We start from the raw sequence: 21,451 nt of genomic DNA, 5'->3' as shown, positions 1-21,451 counted from the left end.
CGAACGCTTTTGAACGAGAGTTGACGAAATGAAAAAGACATTGCTGCGCGGACGGGTTCTGAGCTTTCACAGAGAGCCGCAAGGGCCTGATGACACGGACTCTTTTGCCTACCAAGAAGACGGCTATCTGGTGATGCAGGACGGTAAGATTACCGGAATGGGTGATTTTGCGCAGGCGGGTTCACTGGCGGATGATGTGACGGTTGTGGATCACCGGCCCAACCTGTTGTTGGCGGGGTTTATCGATACGCATCTTCATTTCCCGCAGGTGCAAGTGATTGCCAGCTGGGGGGCGCAGCTGTTGGATTGGTTGAATAATTACACCTTTCCGGAAGAGACCCGATTTGCGGATGACATGCATGCCGAGGCGATGGCGACTGCGTTTTTTGACCAGCTGATCGCGCATGGCACCACCAGTGCCGTTGCCTATTGCAGCGTACACAAAGGCTCGGCAGAGGCTTACTTTACTGAGGCCGCGCGCCGTGACATGCGGATGATTGGTGGCAAGGTGATGATGGATCGCAATGCGCCGGACGGGCTGAGGGACACGCCGCAATCGGGATATGATGACACCAAATCGCTGATCAACAAATGGCATGGGCGGGGGCGTGCGATGTATGCGGTGACGCCACGCTTTGCCATCACGTCGACGCCTGAACAGCTTAATTTGGCCGGGGCTTTGGTGGCGGAGCATCCCGATTGTTATGTTCAGACGCATCTGAGCGAGAACAGGGATGAGATCGCCTATACGCTGGATCTCTATCCGCAGGCACGAGATTATATGGATGTTTATCAAGGGTTTGGGCTGCTCAATGAACGAATGCTGTTAGGGCACTCCATTCATTTGGAGGCGCGTGAGATCGCGGCCCTGACCGAGACGGGCGCGCATCCGGTGTTTTGCCCGACGTCTAACTTGTTTTTAGGCTCGGGCCTGTTTGATGATGCGGGGCTGCGGGCGCAGGGGATTGTGAACGGGATCGCCACGGATATTGGTGCCGGCACCAGCTATTCGATGCTACAGACGTTGAACGAAGGCTACAAAATCCTTCAATTACAAGGACAAGCGCTGCATCCTTATCGAGCGTTTCACTGGATCACGCGAGGCAACGCGGTGGCGTTGGGGCTGGAAGATCAGATCGGAACGTTGGCCGTGGGCAGCGAGGCGGATGTGATTGTGCTGGACGCACGCGCGACACCTGCGATGGCGCTGCGTATGGGGCGGGTCGAGACTCTTGCGCAGGAATTATTTGTGCTGATGATGATGGGGGATGATCGGGCAATTGCTCAGACTTATGTCTCCGGGAAACCGATGATCGACAAGCATGATGCTTAGCTTGCTGAACGGTCGAAAATTCGCGTCGGCTGTGCGTCAGTACCGTGTCGGTATTCCGGCGGTGCCGATTTTGTGCGTGGGTTGAACTTTGACGCAGTAGATCAGATCGGCGGAAATTCTTTGGACAAGAAGGTGGACAACAGCTCGGCGCATTCTTTGGAGTGCGTCGCGGTCAGGAAATGGCTTGCCTTGTCCACAATATGGGTTTGTGAATTTGGCAAGCAATGACCCAGCACATTGGTGATTTCTTTCATGACCGGGTTTGCGTGTTCGCCACGTACCAACATGACGGGCATGGTCAATCTGGCATAGTCTTCTGTGGTCGCAAGAAACCGGAACGCGGTGTACTAGTCCAGAATGTTGGTGTGCGCGGTCGCCCGGCAATAGTCTTGCACCGGGTCTGGTAGCGACAGGAAAGACCCGTCGCCGCCCCAGTAGTCAATAATACGTCCGGGGGCGTTGTGTTCGTTTGCGTGATACGCATTTTCGAACGCATCAGCGACCTGTTTCGCATTTTGGAACAACGCGCCATTTTCGGGCGTGTCGATGATGTTGAAAGGGTTCGCCTCAAAAGTTGAGATACTGAGGATGTCGACCTTGCCAGAGAGCGCGGTGGCGAGCGCGACAGTGCCACCGAAGGAGTGGCCAACAAGGTGCACGGGTTGGTTTATTCGGCTGGCAACAGTTTCGATCACCCGGGTTTGGTGGTCCATATCCAGATCGCCATGGGTTCGGGTTTCATTGGTGGCGCCATAGCCGCACAGGCTGGTGCCTACAAAACGAAACCCTGACGGGAGGTGCTGCTGGATGCCACGCCATGCGGTTGACGTGCTGAACGAGCCGGGCACGAAAAGCAGCGCGGGACCCTGACCGGTATCGTGAAAGTCAACTTTTGGAGTGGCGGGTTCAGCCATTCGAAATCTTTCTGTTCGCGCGCTTGTCTTTAAACGCTCATGGCCAAAACGCGGCTGATCTGGGTGAGGCCCCGACCGCTTTGATCCATCCATGTGTTAAAGGCAGCCTGTACGTTTTTCATAGCGCCCTTGGAGGTGGGTTGTTTGTCGATCACGCCTTCGGCGATCAAACGGGCGACCACGTCGCGCGAAAGAATGAAGCTGTCCCGTCCCAAAAACCGCATCGCGTATTGGCCTGTATTGCCGCCAATGCGCGAACCACCTTTTTTCATGAACTCCAGAAGTCCGATATAATCAGAGGAGGGCCAGCCGCCCAGCACGGTGCCAGCGCCGCCCTGTTCGCGCAGCGATTGCAGGAAATGGGCATTGTCTATCACGGTGCGGATTTTTGGCCCATTTCGCACAATAGCAGTGTTAGACATCAGATGGTCCATATCTTCGTCATGCAGAAACGCGCATCGGTCGATGTCAAAGCCATGAAACGCGGTTTCGAACCCGTCCCATTTGGTTTCAATGACCTTCCAGTTAAAGCCGGCCTGAAACACACATTTGGTTAGTTGGGCGAGCCAGCGATCCTCTGGGATCTTGGCAAGCGCATCTGGCGCGACAGGGTCGCCAAGCAGGGTTTCCAGCGCGGAAGCGCCGCCTTTGCGGTCGGCGGCAATGGCATAGATGTCGTCAAAGCTGTGCATTGTCAGGTCTTCTTGTGACTGAGGAGAGACCAGAGTGGCATGTGGCGCGGATCGGGGAAAGGGCGGGGTGCCTGCGGCGCGAGTATTTTTGGCAAAATGAAGATGCGGTCGCGATGAAAAGACGTGTTTGGGGCAATTTGTGATTTGGGAAATTTGAGTACCCGGTCGACGACGTCAGAAGCCGACCGGGGTGATTATTCCGGGCTGGTGTTTAATGCCAGCTGGCGAACACCTCGCGCGCCAGAATGCTTTCCGGGCGCAGGTTTTCGATGCCTTCGTAAGGCACACCCTTGCCCAATGGCAGATGTGGGTGTTTGGCGATGGTCAAAGCGTGGCGCTTGACCATGTCCTGAAAGGCAGCCCCTGCCCATAATGCGATGCCGATCTGCGAGCTTTCTTCGCGTGGGTCGCGCAGGATGTTGAAGGTTTTTGCGGCCGCACCGGGCAGGCCGGGCGGGGGCAGGTGCATTTTGAATTCCTGCTTAACCACAGAACGCAGGACAGGACCCTCGTAGACGTACACATAGTCGCGGCGCGAATTGCCTTCGCCCTGAAGCAGCAGCGCGGTTTGATCGACACCGTCAATCACGCGGTCGCGTGGGATAAAGTCGGTGGCGTTGCCCAGACGTGCAAAGGTTGTGAACAGATCAGACACATGGACGATGTCGCCTGCAGTGCTGCCCGCTTCGATGGCGCCGGGCCAGCGGATAAAGGCATCTGTGCGCACGCCGCCTTCGAGATGATCGGTTTTGCCGCCTCGATAGATCAGTTCCATAAAGCCGGACTGGGCCGGGGCGTAGTAGTTGAAGATGCCGTTATCCGCCATCAGCATGACAACAGTGTTATCCGCGATACCCAGCTTGTCGACTTCGTTGAAAAGATCGCCTAGCCACATGTCGAGCAATTCGAGCTTTTCCGCCATGTAGCCGCCGTTGCGCGAGGTTTGCTGTTCCTGATCGTAGACAAAGTTCAGCGGGTATAGCGGCCAGTATTGCAGGAAGAACGGGTCATCCTTTGCTGCGAGACTGTTCAACTGTTCAAGCGCCTGACGTTGGTAGCGTTCGTTCATGTCGCGGTATTTGGCCTGGGTCCAGACTTCGCCCGCTTCCATATCAACTTCGCGCGCGAGAGAGCCGGCTTCGCCCTCAAGACCAGTGACCAGACCATAGGGTTTGAAACGTTGGTCGATGGCGAACGGGTTGGTCTGGCCCGAGGGATCAAAGCCGATCATGTTGTTGGCTTGCATGGCTTCGCGGGTCATCAGCGATAATTGCACTTGTTGATGGGTGGGAAAGGCCGCCCAGTCAAAACCCTGATTGTGGGGATAGGATTGTTCGATGTCACCCTGATGCCATTTGCCGACATGCGCAGTGTTGTACCCGGCCTGTTTGAGGATTTCGGCAATGGTGACTTCTTCGGCGGCGAGGCCTTCGCCGACCAGTGCGACTTTGACTTCTTCTACGCCAGCGCGCACCGGATGACGCCCGGTGAGCATCGCCGTGCGGGTTGGGGTGCAAGAGGGTTCGGTATACATGCGCATCAGCGACATGCCTTCAGAAGCAAGCTCGTTAATGTTTGGCGTGTCGATCCCGGTCACGTAATTCATGGCCCGGTTGCCCAGCATGCCAAAGCTGACATCATCAATCAGAACATACAGGATGTTGGGTGGCGCGCCGCCATTGGCCTCGCGCAGTTCGGCCAGTCGCGCGTCGATTTCGATATCCTGAGCGTCCCAGGTCTCACCGACTTGTGCCCGAAGAAATTCGTATTCGCCGTCGTGTATAATTGGATTTTCTTGTGAAATAGCGCCGGTTGCGCAAAGCAAACCGGCCAGAAATGCTGTTGTCAGTTTCATGGAACCCCTCGTCAATAACTATTCATTCACACTAGGCCAAAGGAACTGGCGCGCAAAGGATTTTCACTGACTTGTTAATTTGTAAAAGGCGACACAAAGTCCTGCAAATGGCACAGAACGCAAGCGAAAATTCGACAGAAAGGAGCCGCGACCTCGCGCTGGGTTTACGGTCTGTTAACTTAAAAACGGTCTGCTGGCCTTGCAGCCCCCCGGGACCAACATTATGACTCTGTTGGAGGGCCGTATTCCCGGTCCGGAGCGTTGAACAGGCAGGCGGATATGACAGACCCATACGAGACTTATATGAACACCCTCGTACCGATGGTGGTGGAGCAGACAAGCCGCGGTGAGCGCGCTTATGATATTTTCTCGCGCCTCCTGAAGGAGCGGATCATTTTTCTGAACGGACCTGTGCATGATGGCATGTCGAGCCTGATCGTGGCGCAGTTGCTGCATCTGGAGGCAGAAAACCCGTCCAAAGAAATCTCGATGTATATCAATAGCCCCGGAGGCGTGGTGACGTCGGGTCTGTCGATTTATGACACGATGCAATACATCAAACCCAAAGTATCCACGCTGGTGATTGGTCAGGCGGCCTCGATGGGATCGCTGTTGCTGACGGCAGGCGAAAAGGGCATGCGATTCTCGTTGCCCAATAGCCGTATCATGGTGCACCAGCCATCCGGCGGATATCAGGGGCAGGCGACGGACATTATGATTCACGCCGAAGAGACGCTGAAGCTGAAGCGCCGGTTGAATGAGATTTATGTCAGCCACACCGGCAAATCGCTGAAAGATGTTGAGGCAGCGTTGGAACGGGACAACTTTATGTCACCCGAAGAAGCCAAGGATTTCGGACTGATTGATGAGATCGTCGAAAGCCGTCCCAAAGGCGACGACGAAGAGAAGTGATGATTAATGCGCCATGCCGCAGATTGCGACATGGCGCACTTTGACATTGTACCCGTCAAACGGCTGGCCTAAGCTGACCGGAACGCGGGCGCCAAGCCGAAAAAACTCGGGGCGGCACGACAGGGCCTGAAAGGTAGGACATGGCGAACACTTCTGGCGGAGACAGCAAGAACACGCTCTATTGCAGCTTTTGTGGCAAGAGCCAGCATGAGGTCCGCAAATTGATTGCGGGACCCACTGTGTTTATCTGTGACGAATGCGTCGAACTCTGCATGGACATCATTCGGGAAGAGACAAAAGCAAGCGGGCTAAAGGCGTCTGACGGCGTTCCGGCGCCGCGCGAAATCTGTGACGTTCTGGATGATTATGTGATTGGTCAGGCTATGGCCAAACGCGTGTTGTCTGTGGCGGTGCACAACCACTATAAACGGTTGAACCACGCGCAAAAATCCGGCGACATTGAGCTGGCGAAATCCAACATTCTGCTGATTGGCCCAACGGGCTGCGGTAAAACGTTGCTGGCGCAGACGTTGGCGCGCATTCTGGATGTGCCGTTCACAATGGCAGACGCAACCACGCTGACCGAGGCGGGGTATGTCGGCGAGGATGTTGAGAACATCATTCTCAAGCTGTTGCAGTCCAGCGAATATAATGTCGAACGCGCGCAGCGTGGCATCGTCTATATTGACGAGGTCGACAAGATTACGCGCAAATCTGAAAACCCATCGATCACACGTGATGTGTCGGGCGAGGGTGTGCAGCAGGCGCTATTGAAGCTGATGGAAGGTACGGTTGCATCTGTGCCACCCCAAGGCGGACGCAAGCATCCTCAGCAGGAATTCCTGCAGGTGGATACGACCAATATCCTGTTCATTTGCGGCGGCGCATTTGCCGGTCTGGACAAGATCATTGCCCAGCGTGGCAAAGGGTCGGCTATGGGCTTTGGCGCGGATGTGCGGGACAATGACGATCGTGGGGTCGGAGAAGTGTTCCAGGATCTGGAGCCGGAAGATCTTTTGAAATTTGGTCTGATCCCGGAATTTGTCGGTCGTTTGCCGGTTCTGGCGACGTTGGAAGATCTGGACGAAGATGCGCTGGTGACAATTCTGACAGGTCCCAAGAACGCTTTGGTCAAACAGTATCAGCGTCTTTTTGAACTGGAAGACACGGCGCTGACCTTTACCGATGACGCGCTGAGCGCAATTGCCAAACGGGCGATTGAACGCAAGACGGGTGCACGTGGCCTGCGCTCTATTCTGGAAGACATTCTGCTGGACACAATGTTTGACCTGCCGGGTATGGACAGCGTGACCGAAGTGGTGGTCAACGTAGAGGCGGCCACCGGAGCGGCAGCGCCGTTAATGATCCACGGTGAGGCCGAAAAAGAACCGGCCTCAGCCGGATAAGCAAAATTGAGCAAAAATTCAGGGGCGGGCAATTTGTCCGCCCCTTTCCTTTGGCACAAGTCTGGACCTTGTCAGGGATTTGGTCCATATGGGAAGAGAATTTGCGGAGGCATCCATGGGCATTCTGAGCACGATCAACAGCGTCTTGACCTGGTGGAACGGCGGAACTCTGAACACACGTCTTTTTACACGTCGCCACGGCGTGAAAGTGGGCGAGGACGATCAGGGCAACATCTATTATCGCAACCCGGACGATTCGAAACGCTGGGTGATGTATAACGGCGAAGTCGAAGCCAGCCGGATTGGTGCCGATTGGCATGGATGGCTGCACCGCACCTATGACGAAGCGCCCACGGACAAGCCTTTGAAGCACAAAGAGTGGGAAAAGCCGCATCAGGAAAACCTGTCGGGTACGGCGATGGCCTATGCGCCTGCCGGGTCGATCCGCGCCGGTACACCGGCAGAGCGGCGCGACTATGAGGCTTGGAGCCCCGAGTAACACCATGTCGGCGGTTCGAACCGAAGCCACTGTAGGTGCCGTTGTTGTCGCTGCTGCGATTGGATTTCTGGTATATGCCAGCCAATTCGCGAGTTTTGGCAATGCAAGCACCGGCTATGCGCTGACCGCGTCGTTTCGGTCTATCGAAGGCGTGAGCGTAGGCACGGATGTGCGTTTGGCCGGTGTCAAAATCGGCACCGTGACGGACATTGTGCTGAACGGCCAGACCTTTCGCGCAGATGCTGTGGTTTCCGTTCAGGACGGCGTCGAGCTTCCCGATGATTCCTCGATTGTGATTTCGTCCGAAGGACTGCTGGGCGGCAATTTTGTCGAAATCCTGCCCGGTGGGTCGCCGTTCAATCTGGCGGCCGGGGATGAGATTGAAGACACGCAAAGTTCGGTCAGCCTGATCTCATTGCTGCTTAAATTTGTCGCCGGTGGGGATGACGAAGGATGAAGTGGCTGGTGACGGCATTTGCCATCTGCATGCCAGCCATGGTGGGTGCGCAGGAAATCATCATTGAAGAACTTGAGATCGAACCACTAACGTTTGAACCTTTAGAGCAGAACCTTGGGGACGCGACCCGCGAAACCGTGGCTCAGGCCGTTATTGCGCAGGGGGCCATGCTGCGTGGTCTGGACAAGCTGACAGGCGATGTGGTCGATTTCGAACTGGAAAACGGCTACAGCGTGAATTTTGGCGGGTTGCGGGTGGATATGGCGCAGTGTCGCCACCCCGAGGACAACGCCAATGGGGAAGCCTATGCGTTTTTGACCATTCTCGATAAAAACGGCGCAGGCGATGCGATCTTTCAGGGTTGGATGATTGCTTCCTCTCCGGCGCTGAGCGCGCTGGACCACGCGCGTTATGACGTCTGGGTGCGTCGCTGCAAAACATCGGCAACTGACGGCAACGAGTGAGCAGTGATTTCGGCGGAGTGCCGGGTCGCCCAAGTCAGCATCTTTTGATAATCGCGCCGTGGTATTTCGATCGCCCCTAATGACGCGAGGTGATCAGTTAAAAACTGTGTGTCAAACAGCGTAAAACCACAACGGCGCAGATGTTCAACCAGATAGGCGAGCGCTATCTTAGAGGCGTCACGGCGCGCCGAAAACATGCTTTCCCCGAAAAACGCCGCGCCAAGCGTGACGCCATAAACCCCGCCAATCAGCGTATTCTGGTCCCATATTTCCAGCGAATGCGCCTGATCGCGGGCATGCAGAGCTGTGTAGAGGTCGCGGATTTCCGCGTTGATCCACGTTTCCGCGCGGTCCGCGCAGCAATCCAGAACGCCGACGAAATCGCGGTTCAGCGTGACAGAATAATCGCTCCGGCGTAGTGCGCGCGCCAGCGACCGGGAAATGTGAAACTGATCGAGAGGAAATATTCCGCGCCGGATCGGATCAACCCAAAACACATCCGGGTCGTCGCGGTGTTCGGCCATCGGAAAGACGCCCAAACCATAAGCGCGCATCAGCAGATCAGGTGTCAATTCACCCATGCGAATGCGCGCCCATGTGGTTTAGCCCTGAGGCATGTTGGTTTCCAGCCAGCGTTCCAGCCAGTGGATGTTATAGTCGCCCGAATGAACGTCAGCTTCGGCCAGAAGCGCGTGGAACAGGGGCACGGTCGTGTCGATGCCATCCACGATCAGTTCGCCCAAAGCCCGGTTGAGACGTGCCAGCGCCTCGGGGCGGTCGCGGCCATGCACGATCAGTTTGCCAATCAGAGAATCATAATAGGGCGGGATCGAATAGCCATCATAAAGCGCTGAATCCACCCGCACACCCAGCCCGCCGGGCGCGTGATAATGGGTGATTCTGCCGGGGCAGGGCGCAAAGTTCGGCAGGCGCTCTGCGTTGATACGCACTTCGATGGCGTGACCATTGATGGTCAGATCGTCCTGCCCAAATGACATCGGGAAGCCGTTGGCGACACGAATCTGCTCGCGCACCAGATCAACACCGAAAATGGCCTCGGTCACAGGGTGTTCCACCTGCAAACGTGTGTTCATTTCGATGAAATAGAATTCGCCGTTTTCATACAGGAATTCGATGGTGCCGGCGCCGATATAGTTGATCCGCGCAACCGCGTCCGCGCAGGTTTTACCGATGCGTGCGCGTTCTTCGGGGCTGATCGCGGGGCCGGGGGCCTCTTCGAAAACCTTTTGGTGGCGACGCTGAAGCGAACAATCCCGTTCGCCCAGATGCACAGCTTTGCCCTTGCCGTCACCAAACACCTGAATTTCGATGTGGCGTGGAGTGGTCAGGTACTTTTCAATATAGACTTCGTCATTGCCAAAGTTGGACTTGCCTTCGGCGCGCGCCGTCAGAAAGGCGCTTTCCATGTCGGCAGCCGTTTGGGCCACTTTCATACCGCGCCCGCCACCACCTGCGGTGGCCTTGACGATCACAGGATAGCCGACCTCTTCACCGATCCGCTTGGCGGCCGCAAGATCAGGCACACCGCCGTCAGAGCCGGGCACACAAGGCACACCAAGGTCTTTCATCGTGTCCTTGGCGGTGATCTTGTCGCCCATGATGCGGATGTGTTCCGCCGTGGGGCCGATGAATGTCAGATCGTGGTCTTCGACAATCTGCACAAAGTTGGCGTTTTCGCTGAGGAAGCCATAGCCGGGATGGATGGCCTGGGCACCGGTCACTTCGCAGGCGGCGATGATCGACGCCATGTTCAGATAGCTTTCGGTTCCGGGAGCAGGGCCAATACAGATGGCTTCGTCAGCCATGCGTACATGCATTGCGTCGGCATCTGCGGTAGAGTGCACCGCGACCGACTGAATGCCCATTTCGCGGCACGCACGGATCACGCGCAATGCGATCTCTCCGCGGTTGGCGATCAGGATTTTATCAAACATGTCAGCGCCTTATTCGAGAATGACCAAAGGCGCGCCGTATTCGACCGTATCGCCATCGCCCACCAGAATACGTTTGATCGTGCCCGATTTAGGGGCCGGAATGTGGTTCATGGTTTTCATCGCTTCAACGATGAGGAGTGTATCGCCTTCGCTGACCTGTGCGCCGACGCTGATAAAGGCGGGCACGCCGGGTTCTGACTGAAGGTACACCGTGCCGACCATCGGCGATGTCACGGCGCCGGGGTGGTTGGCGGGATCGTCCGCTTCGCCTGCGGGCGCTGCAGCGGCGGGCGCGGCACCAATGGCGGCGGGTGCAACAGGTGCGGCGGCAACAGCAACCGGAGCAGCCGCGATCGGCGCCGGGTGCTGGCGGCTGACACGAACCTTCAAAGTGTCGTCTTCACCATATTCACGTTTTACCTGAAGTTCGGTCAGATCATTTTCGCGCAGCAGTTCTGCCAAAGCCCGAACAAAAGCGACGTCCGACTCATGTTTGTTGTTGCTCATTTTCGTTTCTACCCTCTGCGGCGCTGTGCGCGGTTTGAGTCTTTGTTTTTCCCTGCGCCGCTTTATAGGTCAAATGCGCAGGTGATGAAAGCTGATCTGATGCAGTAATATAAGGGGTTTAAGTGGGATTTTGAGGCTAAAATATCGATATTCTGTGACTCACTTATTTTGACTCACAATGGCATGCCGGACAGCTTGGCCACCAGTTCGGCCAGCTTGCGGGCGCCAAACTTGCGCAGCAGACGCGCGCGGTATTCTTCGACAGTGCGATAAGACAGGCCCAGTTCGCGTCCGATTTCTTTGGAGGTCAGGCCGCGACAGGTCAGGATGGCAACTTCGCGTTCACGCTGGGTGAGTTCAACAAGTGGGCGTTCATCGGACAGATCGGCAAACGACCAGATGCTGCGCTGAAACGGGCTTTCCGGGGTCAGCGATGTGCCGCGCACACGACACCAGAACAGCTCGCCTCCGCGACGGCGCATGACTCGTTCGTCATTATAGCGCCCGGCGGCCTGAAATCCGGCCAGAACACGCGCGCCAATGACCTGAAAATCCTGTTCTGAGGCATAAAACTCCCCCAGAGACACGTTTTCACAAAGTTCGGGGGCTTCGCGGAACATCTCGCCAAAATGCCGGTTACAGCGCCGGATGATCCGGTTTTCAAGTACCACAAGCCCGATTGGGGCGTGCTCGAAGGCAAGTGTATCCAAGTCCATGAGACCACTAGATTGCACATGCGTGATCAAAGGCCAAGCGTTTGTATTGGATAGACAAAAGGCCGGGGTGTCCGGCGTCGGTATTTCGGGATGTGATTAATGAAAAAAGCCCGGTCAGAACACCGGGCTTTTTCGTAGGTTTTAAAGGCGGTTTAGCCGACCAGCGTTGCCTGCGTCGAGGCGCGCATGTCTTCTTCGCTGACGCCGTCGGCGAGCTCAACAATTTTCAGGCCACCGTCAACCACATCCAGCACACCCAGATTGGTGATGATGCGGTCGACAACTTTCTGACCGGTCAGTGGCAGGGTGCATTCCTTGAGCACCTTGGAGTCACCGTGTTTGTTGGTGTGGTCCATAACCACAACCACACGGCCAACACCGGCCACAAGATCCATTGCGCCGCCCATGCCTTTGACCAGCTTGCCAGGGATCATCCAGTTGGCAAGGTCGCCGTTTTCGGCAACTTCCATAGCGCCAAGGATTGCCATGGCAATCTTGCCGCCGCGGATCATCGCAAACGACTGTGCGCTGTCGAAATAGGCGGTCTGAGGCAGTTCGGTGATGGTTTGTTTGCCTGCATTGATCAGGTCCGGGTCTTCGTCACCTTCAAAAGGGAACGGGCCCATGCCCAGCATACCGTTTTCCGACTGAAGCGTCACTTCGACACCTTCGGGGATATAGTTGCTGACCAGCGTCGGAATACCGATGCCAAGGTTCACATACCAGCCGTCCTGAAGTTCCTGAGCCGCGCGTGCGGCCATCTGATTACGATCCCAAGGCATTATGCTTCCTCCCGCTTGCGCACGGTGCGCTGTTCGATGAGTTTCTCGGACGTGCTTTTGATGATGCGGTTCACATAGATGCCGGGCAGGTGGATCGTGTCGGGGTCAAGTGAGCCTGTTGGCACAATTTCTTCGACTTCTGCGATGCAAACCTTGCCGCATGTGGCGGCGGGCGCGTTAAAGTTGCGCGCGGTTTTGCGGAAGACCAGGTTGCCGGTTTCGTCAGCTTTCCATGCCTTCACAATGGCCAGATCGGCAAAAATGCCTTCTTCCATGATGTAGGTTTCGCCGTTGAAATCTTTGTGGTCTTTACCTTCGGCAATCACGGTGCCCACACCGGTTTTGGTGTAAAAACCGGGGATGCCCGCACCACCAGCGCGCATGCGCTCGGCCAGCGTGCCCTGGGGGTTGAACTCAAGCTCAAGTTCGCCCGACAGATACTGGCGCATAAACTCAGCGTTTTCACCGACATAGGACGACATCATTTTGCGTACCTGACGCGACTCCAGCAAGATGCCGATGCCCTGGCCATCGGTGCCTGCGTTGTTAGACGCAAATGTCAGGTCCTTGACGCCCGAGTCGCGAATGGCGTCGAGCAGCATTTGTGGAATGCCGCACAGCCCGAACCCGCCTGAGGCGATCAGCATATCATCGCGCAAGACACCGTCGAGCGCTTCAGCGGCGCTAGCGTATACCTTCTTCATGGAACTCTCCCTGTGATCCGGAATTGTTTTTGTTTTGGCGTTCCGGGTGTGGGGAGTCAATGCGGGGCGTGGTTGTGCCGTATTACTACGGGGACATTCAGAAAGGCGGTGTCGGTATGCCAATCAGTGCGTATTCGATCCGGTTTCCGATGGCTTGGGTATTAAAGCCGATGCACCCATTCGGGTCGCGCCATCTTGTCATTCGGACGCCGTGAGGTGGCACGCTTTTTGCGCAACGCAGGCAGCACGACGAACACCCTTTTGAGAGACAAGAAAAAGGGCACCGTTTTAAAGCGGTGCCCTATCTGATCTAGCTCTGAGGCGCTGGCCTATTCAGAGGCAGCTTTTTTAGCGGTTGCTGCTTTCTTGGCTGGCGCTTTCTTTTTGGCCGGGGCCTTCTTTTTAGCGGCTGCCTTGCGCTTGGTTGGCTTTTTCTTGGCGGCCTTTTCGGTGATCCATTCGACAGCCTGTTCCATGGTCACGTCGGCGGCCTGCACATCTTTGGGGATGGTGGCGTTGACCTTTTCCCATTTTACATAGGCGCCATAGCGGCCTTCCATCACATTTACCGGCCCGCCGGATTCGGGATGTTCGCCAAGTTCCTTAAGCGGTTTGGCAGCCGTCCCGCCGCCACGCCGCCCGGGGTTGGCGCGTTTTTCAGCAAGGATTTCAACTGCCCGGTTCATGCCGATTTCAAAGACATCATTGGGGTCTTTGAGGTTGGCATAGACTGGTTTTGCCTCGTCCGCCAGCTGATGCATGACATAGGGACCAAAGCGACCAAAATTGGACGTGATCATGCCGCCTTCGGGGTGGGCGCCAATCTCGCGTGGCAGGCTGAGCAGGGTCAGGGCCTTGGCGAGGTCCATGTCGTCTTTGTTCCAGCCGCGGGGCAGAGACGCGCGTGGTGGCTTTTTGTTTTCGGGCGTGGGTTCGCCGCGCTGAACATAAGGTCCAAACCGACCGGCCTTGAGCCAGATTTCGTCGCCCGCATCCTCGCCCAGAACCCGTTCATCGCCATCGGCACCTTCGCCGGCAATGGGGCGGGTGTATCTGCATTCCGGGTAATTGCCGCAACCGACAAACCCGCCGGTACGCGAGGTTTTCAGGTGCAGCTGACCTTCACCACATTTCGGACAAACGCGCGGATCGGTGCCGTCTTCGCGTGGCGGATACAGCTGTGGGGCCAGCGCATCATCCAGCACATCCAGGACTTCGGTAATACGCAACTCGGAAGTTTCGGCAATCGCGACCGAAAAATCTTTCCAGAAGCGGTTCAGCACGTTTTTGTAATTGCGCTCGCCCGCTGAGACGTCATCCAGCTCTTCTTCGAGATTGGCGGTGAATTCATACCCTACATATTGCCGGAAGAAATTCAGCAGGAAGATGGTAACAATCCGGCCTTTGTCTTCGGGAAACAGGCGGTTTTTGTCCTTGCGGACATATTCGCGGTCCTGAATCGTGGTGATCACGCTGGCATAGGTCGATGGGCGGCCAATGCCCAGTTCTTCCATCTTTTTGACCAGCGTCGCCTCGGTATAGCGGGGCGGGGGCTGCGTGAAATGCTGTTCCGGGGTCACGGATTTCTTCGGCGCGGCTTCGCCCTCGGCGATCTGGGGCAGGCGTTTGTCGTCATCATCCACGACCTGATCATCGCGGCCTTCTTCATATACCCGCAGGAATCCGTCAAACAACACAACCTGACCCGTGGCGCGCAGACCGACCTGACCGTCATCGCTGGCGATGTCGACCGACGTGCGCTCCATACGGGCGCCTTCCATCTGGCAGGCCAGCGTGCGTTTCCAGATCAGATCGTAAAGCTTGCGCTGATCTGGTTCTGACAATTTCAAAGAGGCCGCATCGCGGGTCATATCCGTCGGGCGGATACATTCGTGGGCTTCCTGCGCGTTTTTGGCCTTGTTCTTATACATGCGCGGGCTGGAGGGTACGTATTCCGCGCCATACCGATCCTTGATCGCATCGCGTGCGGCCTGAACCGCCTCAGGCGCCATGTCGATGCCGTCTGTCCGCATGTAAGTGATGTGCCCGGCTTCATAAAGCCGCTGGGCGGTGCTCATACATTGGCGCGCGCCCATGCCGAATTTACGGCTGGCTTCCTGTTGCAGGGTCGAGGTCATGAAAGGTGCGGCCGGGTTGCGGCTGGCCGGTTTGGCCTCGACGCGGGCAATCGACAAATCACGCGACTGGATTGCCTGAACCGCCAGTTCAGCGGCAGTGTCATTGGCAATGTCATAGCGGTCAAGTTTTTTGCCGCCCAGAATCGTCAGGCGTGCTTCGTATTCCTGACCGCGCGCCGTGCCGAGCAACGCCTTGACCGACCAGTATTCGCGCGCATTGAATGCCTCGATCTCGGTTTCACGTTCCACAATCAGGCGCAGGCAGACCGACTGAACCCGCCCTGCCGAGCGTGCGCCGGGCAGTTTGCGCCACAAAACCGGGCTGAGATTAAAGCCTACAAGATAGTCCAGCGCGCGCCGGGCAAGATAGGCATCAACCAGCGGCTGGTCGACTTCGCGCGGGTTGCGCATCGCTTCGGTGACGGCTGATTTGGTGATCGCGTTGAACACAACACGGCTGACCGGCGTGTCTTTTTTGATGGCCCGGCGTTTGCGCAAAGCCTCTTCCAGATGCCAGCTGATCGCCTCGCCTTCACGGTCGGGGTCGGTCGCGAGAATCAGTTCGTTGTCGTCTTTAAGAGCGTCGGCTATCGCTTTGACATGTTTGCGGGAATCTGTTCCGATTTCCCATGTCATGGCAAAGTCGTCATCGGTGTCGACCGACCCATCTTTGGGTGGCAGGTCACGTACGTGGCCATAAGACGCCAGAACCGTGTAATCGGACCCCAGATATTTGTTGATAGTTTTGGCTTTTGCCGGGGACTCGACAACAACAACGGGCATGAAATCTCCTCTCGACTCGGGACGAGCGTTATGGCGGCGAAAAATGTGGGGCGAAAGTGGTAATTGTCAATGCATCTAAATTCTCGCCGTGACACAGTGACGTAAGGAAGATGCAGGTTGGGGGCAAGCCGATGTTTCGTTTCGTCACGATTTTGTTGATGTTGGTTGCAAGTCCGGTGTTCGCACAAAGCTGGACCACCCCGGCGCGTGGCACACAGACCCGTCAGGATTTGATGGATGCGATTCGCGCCCATGCCGAATGGCAACTGGGGGCGCCGGTACAGTTTGTTGTCGAAGATTTACGGCAGGCCGGGGATATCGCCTATGGTTCATTGCGGGCGCAACGTCCGGGGGGCGGTGCGATTAACCTTTATGACACGCCCGCCTATACTAGAGGGCAGCTCTATCCCGAAGAGCTGGACGGCGCATGGTATCACGTTCTCTATAAAAAATCGGGACGCACTTGGGTGGCTGTTGAGTGGTCGCTGGGTGCAACAGATGTGTGGTGGTCCTGGGGGCCGATCTGTCGCGTGTTCCGAACTGTGATCGAAGAATACTGCGTCGGAATTAACTGACGTCACGACCGGCTCAGCAGCCCGCCCGATTGGCGCGTGATTTTGCCATCCAGTTCAAGATCGACCAGCGCGGGTGTGATTTCAGCGCTTTCCGCCTTGAGATCGCGGATCAGTTGATCTTCGGCAACCGGCGCAGGCCCCAGCCGGTTGAGAATTTGCATGTGCAGGTCAGACACATCCCGCAAGCTGCGTTTCCGGGGGGGGGGCGCCGCCGGGATATTGGGCAGGTCCGGTTGAATTTGAGGTTGGATGCCGCTCAGGTCGCTGATGGCCTCAATGACATCTTCGGCCGAGCGCACCAGTTGCGCCCCGTCCCGGATCAGCATGTTGCATCCCGCTGCGCGCGCATCAAACGGATGGCCCGGCACGGCCAGCACATCGCGCCCCTGGTCCAAGGCGTTACGGGCGGTGATCAGGCTGCCTGACTTGGCGGCGGCTTCCACAACGATCACGGCGCGCGCCAATCCCGAGATGATCCGGTTGCGCGCCGGGAAATGGCGCGCTTGCGGGGACAGGCCCAGGGGTTGTTCGGACACGCACAGACCTTTTTGGGCAATGTCATGCGCCAGTTGCGTGTTTTCCACCGGATAGATCACGTCGACACCGCTGGCAAAGACGGCAATTGTTCCGGTATCCAGCGCGGCAAGATGTGCGGCTGTATCCACGCCTCGCGCCAGACCTGACACCACGACAAATCCCGATTGCCCCAGATCGCGAGCCAGCGCGCGCGCCATGCGTGTGCCCAATGAAGACGCGTTGCGCGCCCCGACAAGCGCAATCATTGGCTTTTGCAAAATTTCCAGCTGCCCCTTGGCCCAGAACAGGGGCGGGGCGTCTGCAACTTCTGTCAGAGAATTGGGGTAGGATGGCGTGCCGCGTGCCACCAGCTGGGCTCCAACTGCGCGCCCTGCGTTCAGTTCGGCGTGTATAACGCCTTCGGGGCAAATTTCGTAACGCTCAACACCTGCCGCGCGGGCAATCTCGGGCAAAGCGTTCAACGCCGCCTGCGCGCTGCCATGTTCATGCATCAATCGGTTAAAGGTCGACACCCCAACGCGCCGAGAGCGCAAGAGACGGAGCCACGCAAAACGATCTTCTTCCGTGGTGGGTGGGAGTTGGGGGTGAGTGGAAGAATGGTGGTCTTCGGTCATCCGTGGCTCCGCCTGCTTGCAGAATCAGGTTTAGCGTGAGGGTGGTTAATGGGGCGTAAACCACGTCAAAATAATTGAATGACCTGTTCGCATAATGCCCGCCTGACCGTCCTTGCCGGGGCAAGGACGAGAGGCAAGGAAGCGCGCCGTCCGGCGCACAACTGGTTTACGTGGCAGATCCGCCCACGGTCAGCCCATCTATCAAAACAGTTGGCTGACCGACCCCAACCGGAACCCACTGACCTGCTTTGCCGCAATTGCCCATCCCTGGGTCCAGCGCCATATCATTGCCAAGTGCACGGATCTGCGTCATCGCCGTGGCACCGTCGCCAATCAGCGTGGCGCCTTTGACCGGTGCACCGATCTTGCCGTTTTCAACGCGATAGGCCTCAGTACAGGAAAACACGAATTTCCCGTTGGTGATATCGACCTGTCCGCCGCCGAATCCAACCGCGTAAATGCCGTCCTTAAGCGAGGCCACCAAATCACCCGGATCGGTGTCGCCGCCTTCCATATAGGTGTTGGTCATGCGCGGCATCGGCACATGCGCATAGCTTTCGCGCCGTCCGTTTCCAGTTGGCGCGACCCCCATCAGACGCGCATTCTGGCGATCCTGCATATAGCCCACCAGAATGCCATCTTCGATCAGCACATTCTTGTTTGATGCGGTGCCTTCGTCATCGACCGTAATTGACCCGCGCCGGTCCGGGATGGTGCCGTCGTCAATCACGGTCACACCGCGCGAAGCCACCTGTTTGCCCATCATGTCAGCAAATTTCGAACTGCCTTTGCGGTTGAAGTCACCTTCAAGCCCATGCCCGACCGCTTCGTGCAGCAAGATTCCGGGCCAGCCGGGGCCAAGCACAACCTGCATCGGCCCCGCCGGGGCAGGGACGGCCTCAAGATTGACCAGAGCAATGCGCAGCGCCTCGCGCGCTTTGGCCTGCCAGTCTGCAGCGTCCAGCAGACCGTCCAGACCAATACGACCGCCGCCACCTGCGCCGCCGCTTTCACGTCGACCGTCCTGTTCGACGATGACCGATACATTCACCCGGGTCATGGGGCGCGTATCTGAAACATGCGTGCCGTCGGGGCGCAGGATCACCACCTGCTGATGGCTTGCTGCCAATGTGGCAGAGACCTGAACAACCCGGGGGTCCAAATCGCGTGCAAAGGCATCAATCTGGCGCAACGTGTCGATCTTGACCGGAAACTCCACCCCGCCAATTGGATCAGCATCGGTATAAAGCTTCCGATTGGTGGGCTTTGGCCCTTCGGCCAGAACGCCGCCACCTGCACCAACGGCAAGTCGCGCTGTGTCCACGGCGCGTTTTATCGCGGCCTCGGAAATGTCAGAAGAATGCGCGTACCCGGAAACATCGCCGTTCACGGCGCGCAATCCAAACCCTTCTGCCGCGTCATAGCTCGCCGTTTTCAACCGACCATCGTCAAATACCAGCCCCTCAGAGCTGCGCCGCTCCAAAAACAGCTCCCCATCTTCTGCTCCATCCGTCGCAGCGCGCAGGTGTCGCAGCGCCGTTCCCTCGTCCAAAGCAGTGTCGAAGGGGCGAAAGTTGTTCTCGGTCATGTGTGTTTTTCCCTCGCCTTTTGATCTAAATCAAAAAAAGCGTCTGTTTGCCGCAAGCTTATATCTTTATCTGCCGCGTAGAATATGGTTTCTAGGCGCGAAACAACAGCGGGATTCCTCTATCAGAGGGATTGTTCCGCGAATCCGATATAGAACAACACCGCAACCGATCAGGGTGATACATGCGACTTCTTTCGACAATCATGGGCCTTCTGGCAGCCTTCACTGCCGTTCCGGCCCTTGCACAGGCCGTTGAAACCGTGGGCAAACCAACGCCCGGCGGCATTGGCTTTCAGCCCGCCGCTACAGAGCTGGCCCGCCAAATTCATTCGCTGGACACGCTTTTGCTGTGGATCATCACGATCATCATCGTCTTCGTTGTCGGGCTGATTCTGTTTGTGATCGTGCGCTACAACCGCCGCGCCAATCCAACGCCATCCGGTTTTACGCATAACACGCCGATTGAGATCGCCTGGACGCTGGGCCCGATCATCATTCTGGTGTTCATTGGCGCGTTCTCGTTGCCAGTGTTGTTCAACCAGCAGGAAATTCCTGAAGGTGACGTGCACATCAAAGTCACCGGGTACCAGTGGTACTGGGGTTATGAATACACTGACCATGAGTTTGAGTTCGAAAGCTTCCTGCTGGGCAGAAGCGCGCTTGAAAGAAATGGGTACGCCGAAGACGAGTATTTGCTGGCGACCGACACTAAAGTTGTTGTGCCAATCGGCAAAACAGTCGTGATGGATGTGACCGGCGCCGACGTGATCCACGCATGGACCATTCCCGCCTTTGGCGTAAAGCAAGACGCCGTTCCGGGCCGTATCGCGCAGCTTTGGTTCAAAGCAGAACGCGAAGGCATCTATTTCGGCCAGTGTTCCGAGCTTTGCGGCAAGGATCACGCCTATATGCCAATCACCGTTCAGGTGGTTTCGGAAGAAGCCTATCAGGAGTGGCTGAAGGGTGCGATTGAAGAATATGCGGGCGACATGTCGACTTTGCCTGCAACCAAGGTCGCCTCGGCTGACTGATCTGGCCACTGGCGGGGCACGTCCCCGTCATAGCGAACAGGACGAAACATGAGCGACGCAAGCATCAACACTCAGGTCGATACCGGCGAAGCGAGCTTTGGCGATTACTTTGCCTTGCTCAAGCCGCGGGTGATGTCGCTGGTGGTGTTTACCGCTGCGGTCGGCCTTTTGGCCGCGCCGGGTGGTGTGCATCCGTTTGTCGCCTTTTGCTCGATCCTGTTTATCGCAGTGGGCGGCGGTGCCTCGGGGGCGCTGAACATGTGGTGGGACGCGGATATCGACCGGGTCATGAAACGCACCCAAAGCCGCCCGATCCCTGCGGGCAAAGTCACGCCGGAAGAGGCGATGTCGATTGGCGTGGCATTGTCAGGTTTTGCAGTTGTCATGTTGGGCCTTGCGGCCAATTGGGTAGCGGCCGGGTTGTTGGCCTTTACGATCTTCTTTTACGTTGTGATCTACACCATGTGGCTCAAGCGCTGGACGCCTCAGAACATCGTGATCGGGGGTGCTGCAGGTGCCTTCCCTCCGATGATCGGCTGGGCGGTTGTGACCGGGGGCGTGTCGATTGAAAGCGTGTTGATGTTCACGCTGATCTTTATGTGGACACCTCCGCATTTCTGGGCGCTGTGTCTGTTCATGAAGTCCGACTACAAAGATGCGGGTGTGCCGATGTTGCACGTCACACATGGACGCCGTGTGACCCGTAACCACATTCTGGTCTACACAATCCTGCTGTCGATCATTGCGGTGGGCATGGGTTTTACGGACATTGGCGGCCCGATCTATCTGATCACCGCGCTGGTTCTGAATGCTTTGTTCCTGATTGGTGCCGTGGCGATCTGGCGACGGGACGAAACTGTGGCCGAGGCGGACAATTACAAGCGTGAAAAGGCGTTCTTTGGTCTGTCGCTGCTGTATCTGTTCCTGCATTTTGGTGCAATTTTGGCCGAGGCTGCGCTGGCGCCTTACGGATTTGGGGGCTGGTGAGC

Annotated in this window: 23 protein-coding genes; 10 read left to right on the top strand and 13 right to left on the bottom strand. The window is 57.0% G+C overall.

The features are described from left to right. Positions 1 to 28 precede the first annotated feature (28 nt). Positions 29 to 1,333: a guanine deaminase gene (guaD, locus tag ABJI08_RS21600; protein WP_348403917.1), complete on the top strand. Its 1,305-nt coding sequence runs from the start codon at positions 29 to 31 to the stop codon at positions 1,331 to 1,333. 101 nt (positions 1,334 to 1,434) lie between these two features. Here guaD and ABJI08_RS21595 read toward each other — a convergent pair whose 3' ends face one another. From ABJI08_RS21595 to ABJI08_RS21580, 4 genes are all read right to left on the bottom strand, one after another. After that, positions 1,435 to 1,629: a hypothetical protein gene (locus tag ABJI08_RS21595; protein WP_348403916.1), complete on the bottom strand. Its 195-nt coding sequence runs from the start codon at positions 1,627 to 1,629 to the stop codon at positions 1,435 to 1,437. 51 nt (positions 1,630 to 1,680) lie between these two features. Beyond that, entirely contained in the window at positions 1,681 to 2,247 is a 567-nt protein-coding gene (locus ABJI08_RS21590) for an alpha/beta fold hydrolase (protein ID WP_348403915.1), read from the bottom strand. A gap of 29 nt (positions 2,248 to 2,276) precedes the next feature. Beyond that, positions 2,277 to 2,939: a DNA-3-methyladenine glycosylase I gene (locus ABJI08_RS21585; protein ID WP_348403914.1), complete on the bottom strand. Its 663-nt coding sequence runs from the start codon at positions 2,937 to 2,939 to the stop codon at positions 2,277 to 2,279. A gap of 211 nt (positions 2,940 to 3,150) precedes the next feature. Beyond that, positions 3,151 to 4,794 carry a sulfatase-like hydrolase/transferase gene (locus tag ABJI08_RS21580; protein ID WP_348403913.1) on the bottom strand — a complete coding sequence of 548 codons (1,644 nt, stop codon included), beginning with the start codon at positions 4,792 to 4,794 and terminating at the stop codon, positions 3,151 to 3,153. 279 nt (positions 4,795 to 5,073) lie between these two features. On the opposite strand from ABJI08_RS21580, the gene ABJI08_RS21575 reads away from it, so the two are divergent. From ABJI08_RS21575 to ABJI08_RS21555, 5 genes are all read left to right on the top strand, one after another. Then, positions 5,074 to 5,706, top strand: a complete 633-nt coding sequence (locus tag ABJI08_RS21575) for an ATP-dependent Clp protease proteolytic subunit (protein WP_348403912.1) — start codon at positions 5,074 to 5,076, stop codon at positions 5,704 to 5,706. 140 nt (positions 5,707 to 5,846) lie between these two features. Then, positions 5,847 to 7,112: an ATP-dependent Clp protease ATP-binding subunit ClpX gene (clpX, locus tag ABJI08_RS21570; RefSeq protein ID WP_348403911.1), complete on the top strand. Its 1,266-nt coding sequence runs from the start codon at positions 5,847 to 5,849 to the stop codon at positions 7,110 to 7,112. Between the two features lie 115 nt (positions 7,113 to 7,227). Further along, complete coding sequence (locus ABJI08_RS21565; RefSeq protein WP_348403910.1) at positions 7,228 to 7,611, top strand: NADH:ubiquinone oxidoreductase subunit NDUFA12; 384 nt, start codon at positions 7,228 to 7,230, stop codon at positions 7,609 to 7,611. Between the two features lie 4 nt (positions 7,612 to 7,615). Then, positions 7,616 to 8,068 (top strand): outer membrane lipid asymmetry maintenance protein MlaD, encoded by a 453-nt coding sequence (gene mlaD, locus ABJI08_RS21560; protein ID WP_348403909.1) that lies wholly within the window; start codon positions 7,616 to 7,618, stop codon positions 8,066 to 8,068. Next, positions 8,065 to 8,532, top strand: coding sequence for a DUF2155 domain-containing protein (locus tag ABJI08_RS21555; RefSeq protein ID WP_348403908.1), 468 nt, complete (start codon positions 8,065 to 8,067; stop codon positions 8,530 to 8,532). Before mlaD ends, ABJI08_RS21555 begins: the two co-directional genes overlap by 4 nt. Here the strand turns inward: ABJI08_RS21555 and aat are convergent. From aat to ABJI08_RS21525, 6 genes are all read right to left on the bottom strand, one after another. After that, the gene (gene aat / locus ABJI08_RS21550) at positions 8,478 to 9,113 is read right to left on the bottom strand and encodes a leucyl/phenylalanyl-tRNA--protein transferase (protein ID WP_348403907.1); all 636 of its coding nucleotides are present in this window, start codon (positions 9,111 to 9,113) and stop codon (positions 8,478 to 8,480) included. The two genes, ABJI08_RS21555 and aat, sit on opposite strands and share 55 nt — an antisense overlap. A 21-nt stretch (positions 9,114 to 9,134) precedes the next feature. Beyond that, positions 9,135 to 10,487, bottom strand: coding sequence for an acetyl-CoA carboxylase biotin carboxylase subunit (gene accC / locus ABJI08_RS21545; RefSeq protein WP_348403906.1), 1,353 nt, complete (start codon positions 10,485 to 10,487; stop codon positions 9,135 to 9,137). Positions 10,488 to 10,496: 9 nt separating this feature from the next. Beyond that, entirely contained in the window at positions 10,497 to 10,994 is a 498-nt protein-coding gene (gene accB, locus ABJI08_RS21540; RefSeq protein WP_348403905.1) for an acetyl-CoA carboxylase biotin carboxyl carrier protein, read from the bottom strand. A gap of 173 nt (positions 10,995 to 11,167) precedes the next feature. Continuing rightward, on the bottom strand, positions 11,168 to 11,704 hold the full coding sequence (locus ABJI08_RS21535; protein WP_348404021.1) for a LuxR C-terminal-related transcriptional regulator: 537 nt from the start codon (positions 11,702 to 11,704) through the stop codon (positions 11,168 to 11,170). 158 nt (positions 11,705 to 11,862) lie between these two features. Next, on the bottom strand, positions 11,863 to 12,492 hold the full coding sequence (locus ABJI08_RS21530) for a 3-oxoacid CoA-transferase subunit B (RefSeq protein ID WP_348403904.1): 630 nt from the start codon (positions 12,490 to 12,492) through the stop codon (positions 11,863 to 11,865). Continuing rightward, on the bottom strand, positions 12,492 to 13,196 hold the full coding sequence (locus ABJI08_RS21525; RefSeq protein ID WP_348403903.1) for a CoA transferase subunit A: 705 nt from the start codon (positions 13,194 to 13,196) through the stop codon (positions 12,492 to 12,494). The genes ABJI08_RS21530 and ABJI08_RS21525 overlap by 1 nt, the downstream gene beginning before the upstream one ends. Before the next feature lie 59 nt (positions 13,197 to 13,255). Here ABJI08_RS21525 and ABJI08_RS21520 point away from each other — a divergent pair, with 59 nt between their 5' ends. Further along, on the top strand, positions 13,256 to 13,411 hold the full coding sequence (locus tag ABJI08_RS21520) for a hypothetical protein (protein WP_348403902.1): 156 nt from the start codon (positions 13,256 to 13,258) through the stop codon (positions 13,409 to 13,411). Between the two features lie 114 nt (positions 13,412 to 13,525). Here the strand turns inward: ABJI08_RS21520 and topA are convergent, their stop codons facing one another. Then, positions 13,526 to 16,117 (bottom strand): type I DNA topoisomerase, encoded by a 2,592-nt coding sequence (topA, locus tag ABJI08_RS21515; protein ID WP_348403901.1) that lies wholly within the window; start codon positions 16,115 to 16,117, stop codon positions 13,526 to 13,528. A 131-nt stretch (positions 16,118 to 16,248) separates the two neighbouring features. Here topA and ABJI08_RS21510 point away from each other — a divergent pair, with 131 nt between their 5' ends. After that, positions 16,249 to 16,692 carry a hypothetical protein gene (locus ABJI08_RS21510; protein ID WP_348403900.1) on the top strand — a complete coding sequence of 148 codons (444 nt, stop codon included), beginning with the start codon at positions 16,249 to 16,251 and terminating at the stop codon, positions 16,690 to 16,692. 2 nt (positions 16,693 to 16,694) lie between these two features. Here the strand turns inward: ABJI08_RS21510 and dprA are convergent, their stop codons facing one another. Next, on the bottom strand, positions 16,695 to 17,843 hold the full coding sequence (gene dprA, locus ABJI08_RS21505) for a DNA-processing protein DprA (protein WP_348403899.1): 1,149 nt from the start codon (positions 17,841 to 17,843) through the stop codon (positions 16,695 to 16,697). Between the two features lie 166 nt (positions 17,844 to 18,009). Then, a complete protein-coding gene (tldD, locus tag ABJI08_RS21500) occupies positions 18,010 to 19,431 on the bottom strand; it encodes a metalloprotease TldD (protein ID WP_348403898.1) in 1,422 nt (473 codons plus the stop codon). A gap of 182 nt (positions 19,432 to 19,613) precedes the next feature. Between tldD and coxB the strand changes: the two genes are divergently transcribed. After that, positions 19,614 to 20,462, top strand: a complete 849-nt coding sequence (coxB, locus tag ABJI08_RS21495; RefSeq protein ID WP_348403897.1) for a cytochrome c oxidase subunit II — start codon at positions 19,614 to 19,616, stop codon at positions 20,460 to 20,462. Between the two features lie 48 nt (positions 20,463 to 20,510). Beyond that, positions 20,511 to 21,449 carry a heme o synthase gene (gene cyoE / locus ABJI08_RS21490; RefSeq protein WP_348403896.1) on the top strand — a complete coding sequence of 313 codons (939 nt, stop codon included), beginning with the start codon at positions 20,511 to 20,513 and terminating at the stop codon, positions 21,447 to 21,449. The last annotated feature ends 2 nt before the right edge of the window (positions 21,450 to 21,451 follow it).

It is taken from the genome of Shimia sp., assembly GCF_039969785.1.
GTDB lineage: Bacteria > Pseudomonadota > Alphaproteobacteria > Rhodobacterales > Rhodobacteraceae > Shimia.
The sequence above is the reverse complement of the archived record's forward strand: the minus strand, read 5'-3'. Positions and strand labels throughout refer to the sequence as shown.

Excerpts from the sequence above, each read along its gene's own strand:
- ABJI08_RS21590 (WP_348403915.1), bottom strand. The coding sequence starts at position 2,247 with ATGGCTGAACCCGCCACTCCAAAAGTTGACTTTCACGATACCGGTCAG.
- ABJI08_RS21510 (WP_348403900.1), top strand. The coding sequence starts at position 16,249 with ATGTTTCGTTTCGTCACGATTTTGTTGATGTTGGTTGCAAGTCCGGTG.
- guaD (WP_348403917.1), top strand. The coding sequence starts at position 29 with ATGAAAAAGACATTGCTGCGCGGACGGGTTCTGAGCTTTCACAGAGAG.
- aat (WP_348403907.1), bottom strand. The coding sequence starts at position 9,113 with ATGGGTGAATTGACACCTGATCTGCTGATGCGCGCTTATGGTTTGGGC.
- topA (WP_348403901.1), bottom strand. The coding sequence starts at position 16,117 with ATGCCCGTTGTTGTTGTCGAGTCCCCGGCAAAAGCCAAAACTATCAAC.
- ABJI08_RS21520 (WP_348403902.1), top strand. The coding sequence starts at position 13,256 with ATGCGGGGCGTGGTTGTGCCGTATTACTACGGGGACATTCAGAAAGGC.
- cyoE (WP_348403896.1), top strand. The coding sequence starts at position 20,511 with ATGAGCGACGCAAGCATCAACACTCAGGTCGATACCGGCGAAGCGAGC.
- dprA (WP_348403899.1), bottom strand. The coding sequence starts at position 17,843 with ATGACCGAAGACCACCATTCTTCCACTCACCCCCAACTCCCACCCACC.
- ABJI08_RS21530 (WP_348403904.1), bottom strand. The coding sequence starts at position 12,492 with ATGCCTTGGGATCGTAATCAGATGGCCGCACGCGCGGCTCAGGAACTT.
- tldD (WP_348403898.1), bottom strand. The coding sequence starts at position 19,431 with ATGACCGAGAACAACTTTCGCCCCTTCGACACTGCTTTGGACGAGGGA.
- clpX (WP_348403911.1), top strand. The coding sequence starts at position 5,847 with ATGGCGAACACTTCTGGCGGAGACAGCAAGAACACGCTCTATTGCAGC.
- ABJI08_RS21565 (WP_348403910.1), top strand. The coding sequence starts at position 7,228 with ATGGGCATTCTGAGCACGATCAACAGCGTCTTGACCTGGTGGAACGGC.
- mlaD (WP_348403909.1), top strand. The coding sequence starts at position 7,616 with ATGTCGGCGGTTCGAACCGAAGCCACTGTAGGTGCCGTTGTTGTCGCT.
- accC (WP_348403906.1), bottom strand. The coding sequence starts at position 10,487 with ATGTTTGATAAAATCCTGATCGCCAACCGCGGAGAGATCGCATTGCGC.
- accB (WP_348403905.1), bottom strand. The coding sequence starts at position 10,994 with ATGAGCAACAACAAACATGAGTCGGACGTCGCTTTTGTTCGGGCTTTG.
- ABJI08_RS21580 (WP_348403913.1), bottom strand. The coding sequence starts at position 4,794 with ATGAAACTGACAACAGCATTTCTGGCCGGTTTGCTTTGCGCAACCGGC.
- ABJI08_RS21595 (WP_348403916.1), bottom strand. The coding sequence starts at position 1,629 with ATGCCCGTCATGTTGGTACGTGGCGAACACGCAAACCCGGTCATGAAA.
- ABJI08_RS21555 (WP_348403908.1), top strand. The coding sequence starts at position 8,065 with ATGAAGTGGCTGGTGACGGCATTTGCCATCTGCATGCCAGCCATGGTG.
- ABJI08_RS21585 (WP_348403914.1), bottom strand. The coding sequence starts at position 2,939 with ATGCACAGCTTTGACGACATCTATGCCATTGCCGCCGACCGCAAAGGC.
- ABJI08_RS21525 (WP_348403903.1), bottom strand. The coding sequence starts at position 13,196 with ATGAAGAAGGTATACGCTAGCGCCGCTGAAGCGCTCGACGGTGTCTTG.
- ABJI08_RS21575 (WP_348403912.1), top strand. The coding sequence starts at position 5,074 with ATGACAGACCCATACGAGACTTATATGAACACCCTCGTACCGATGGTG.
- coxB (WP_348403897.1), top strand. The coding sequence starts at position 19,614 with ATGCGACTTCTTTCGACAATCATGGGCCTTCTGGCAGCCTTCACTGCC.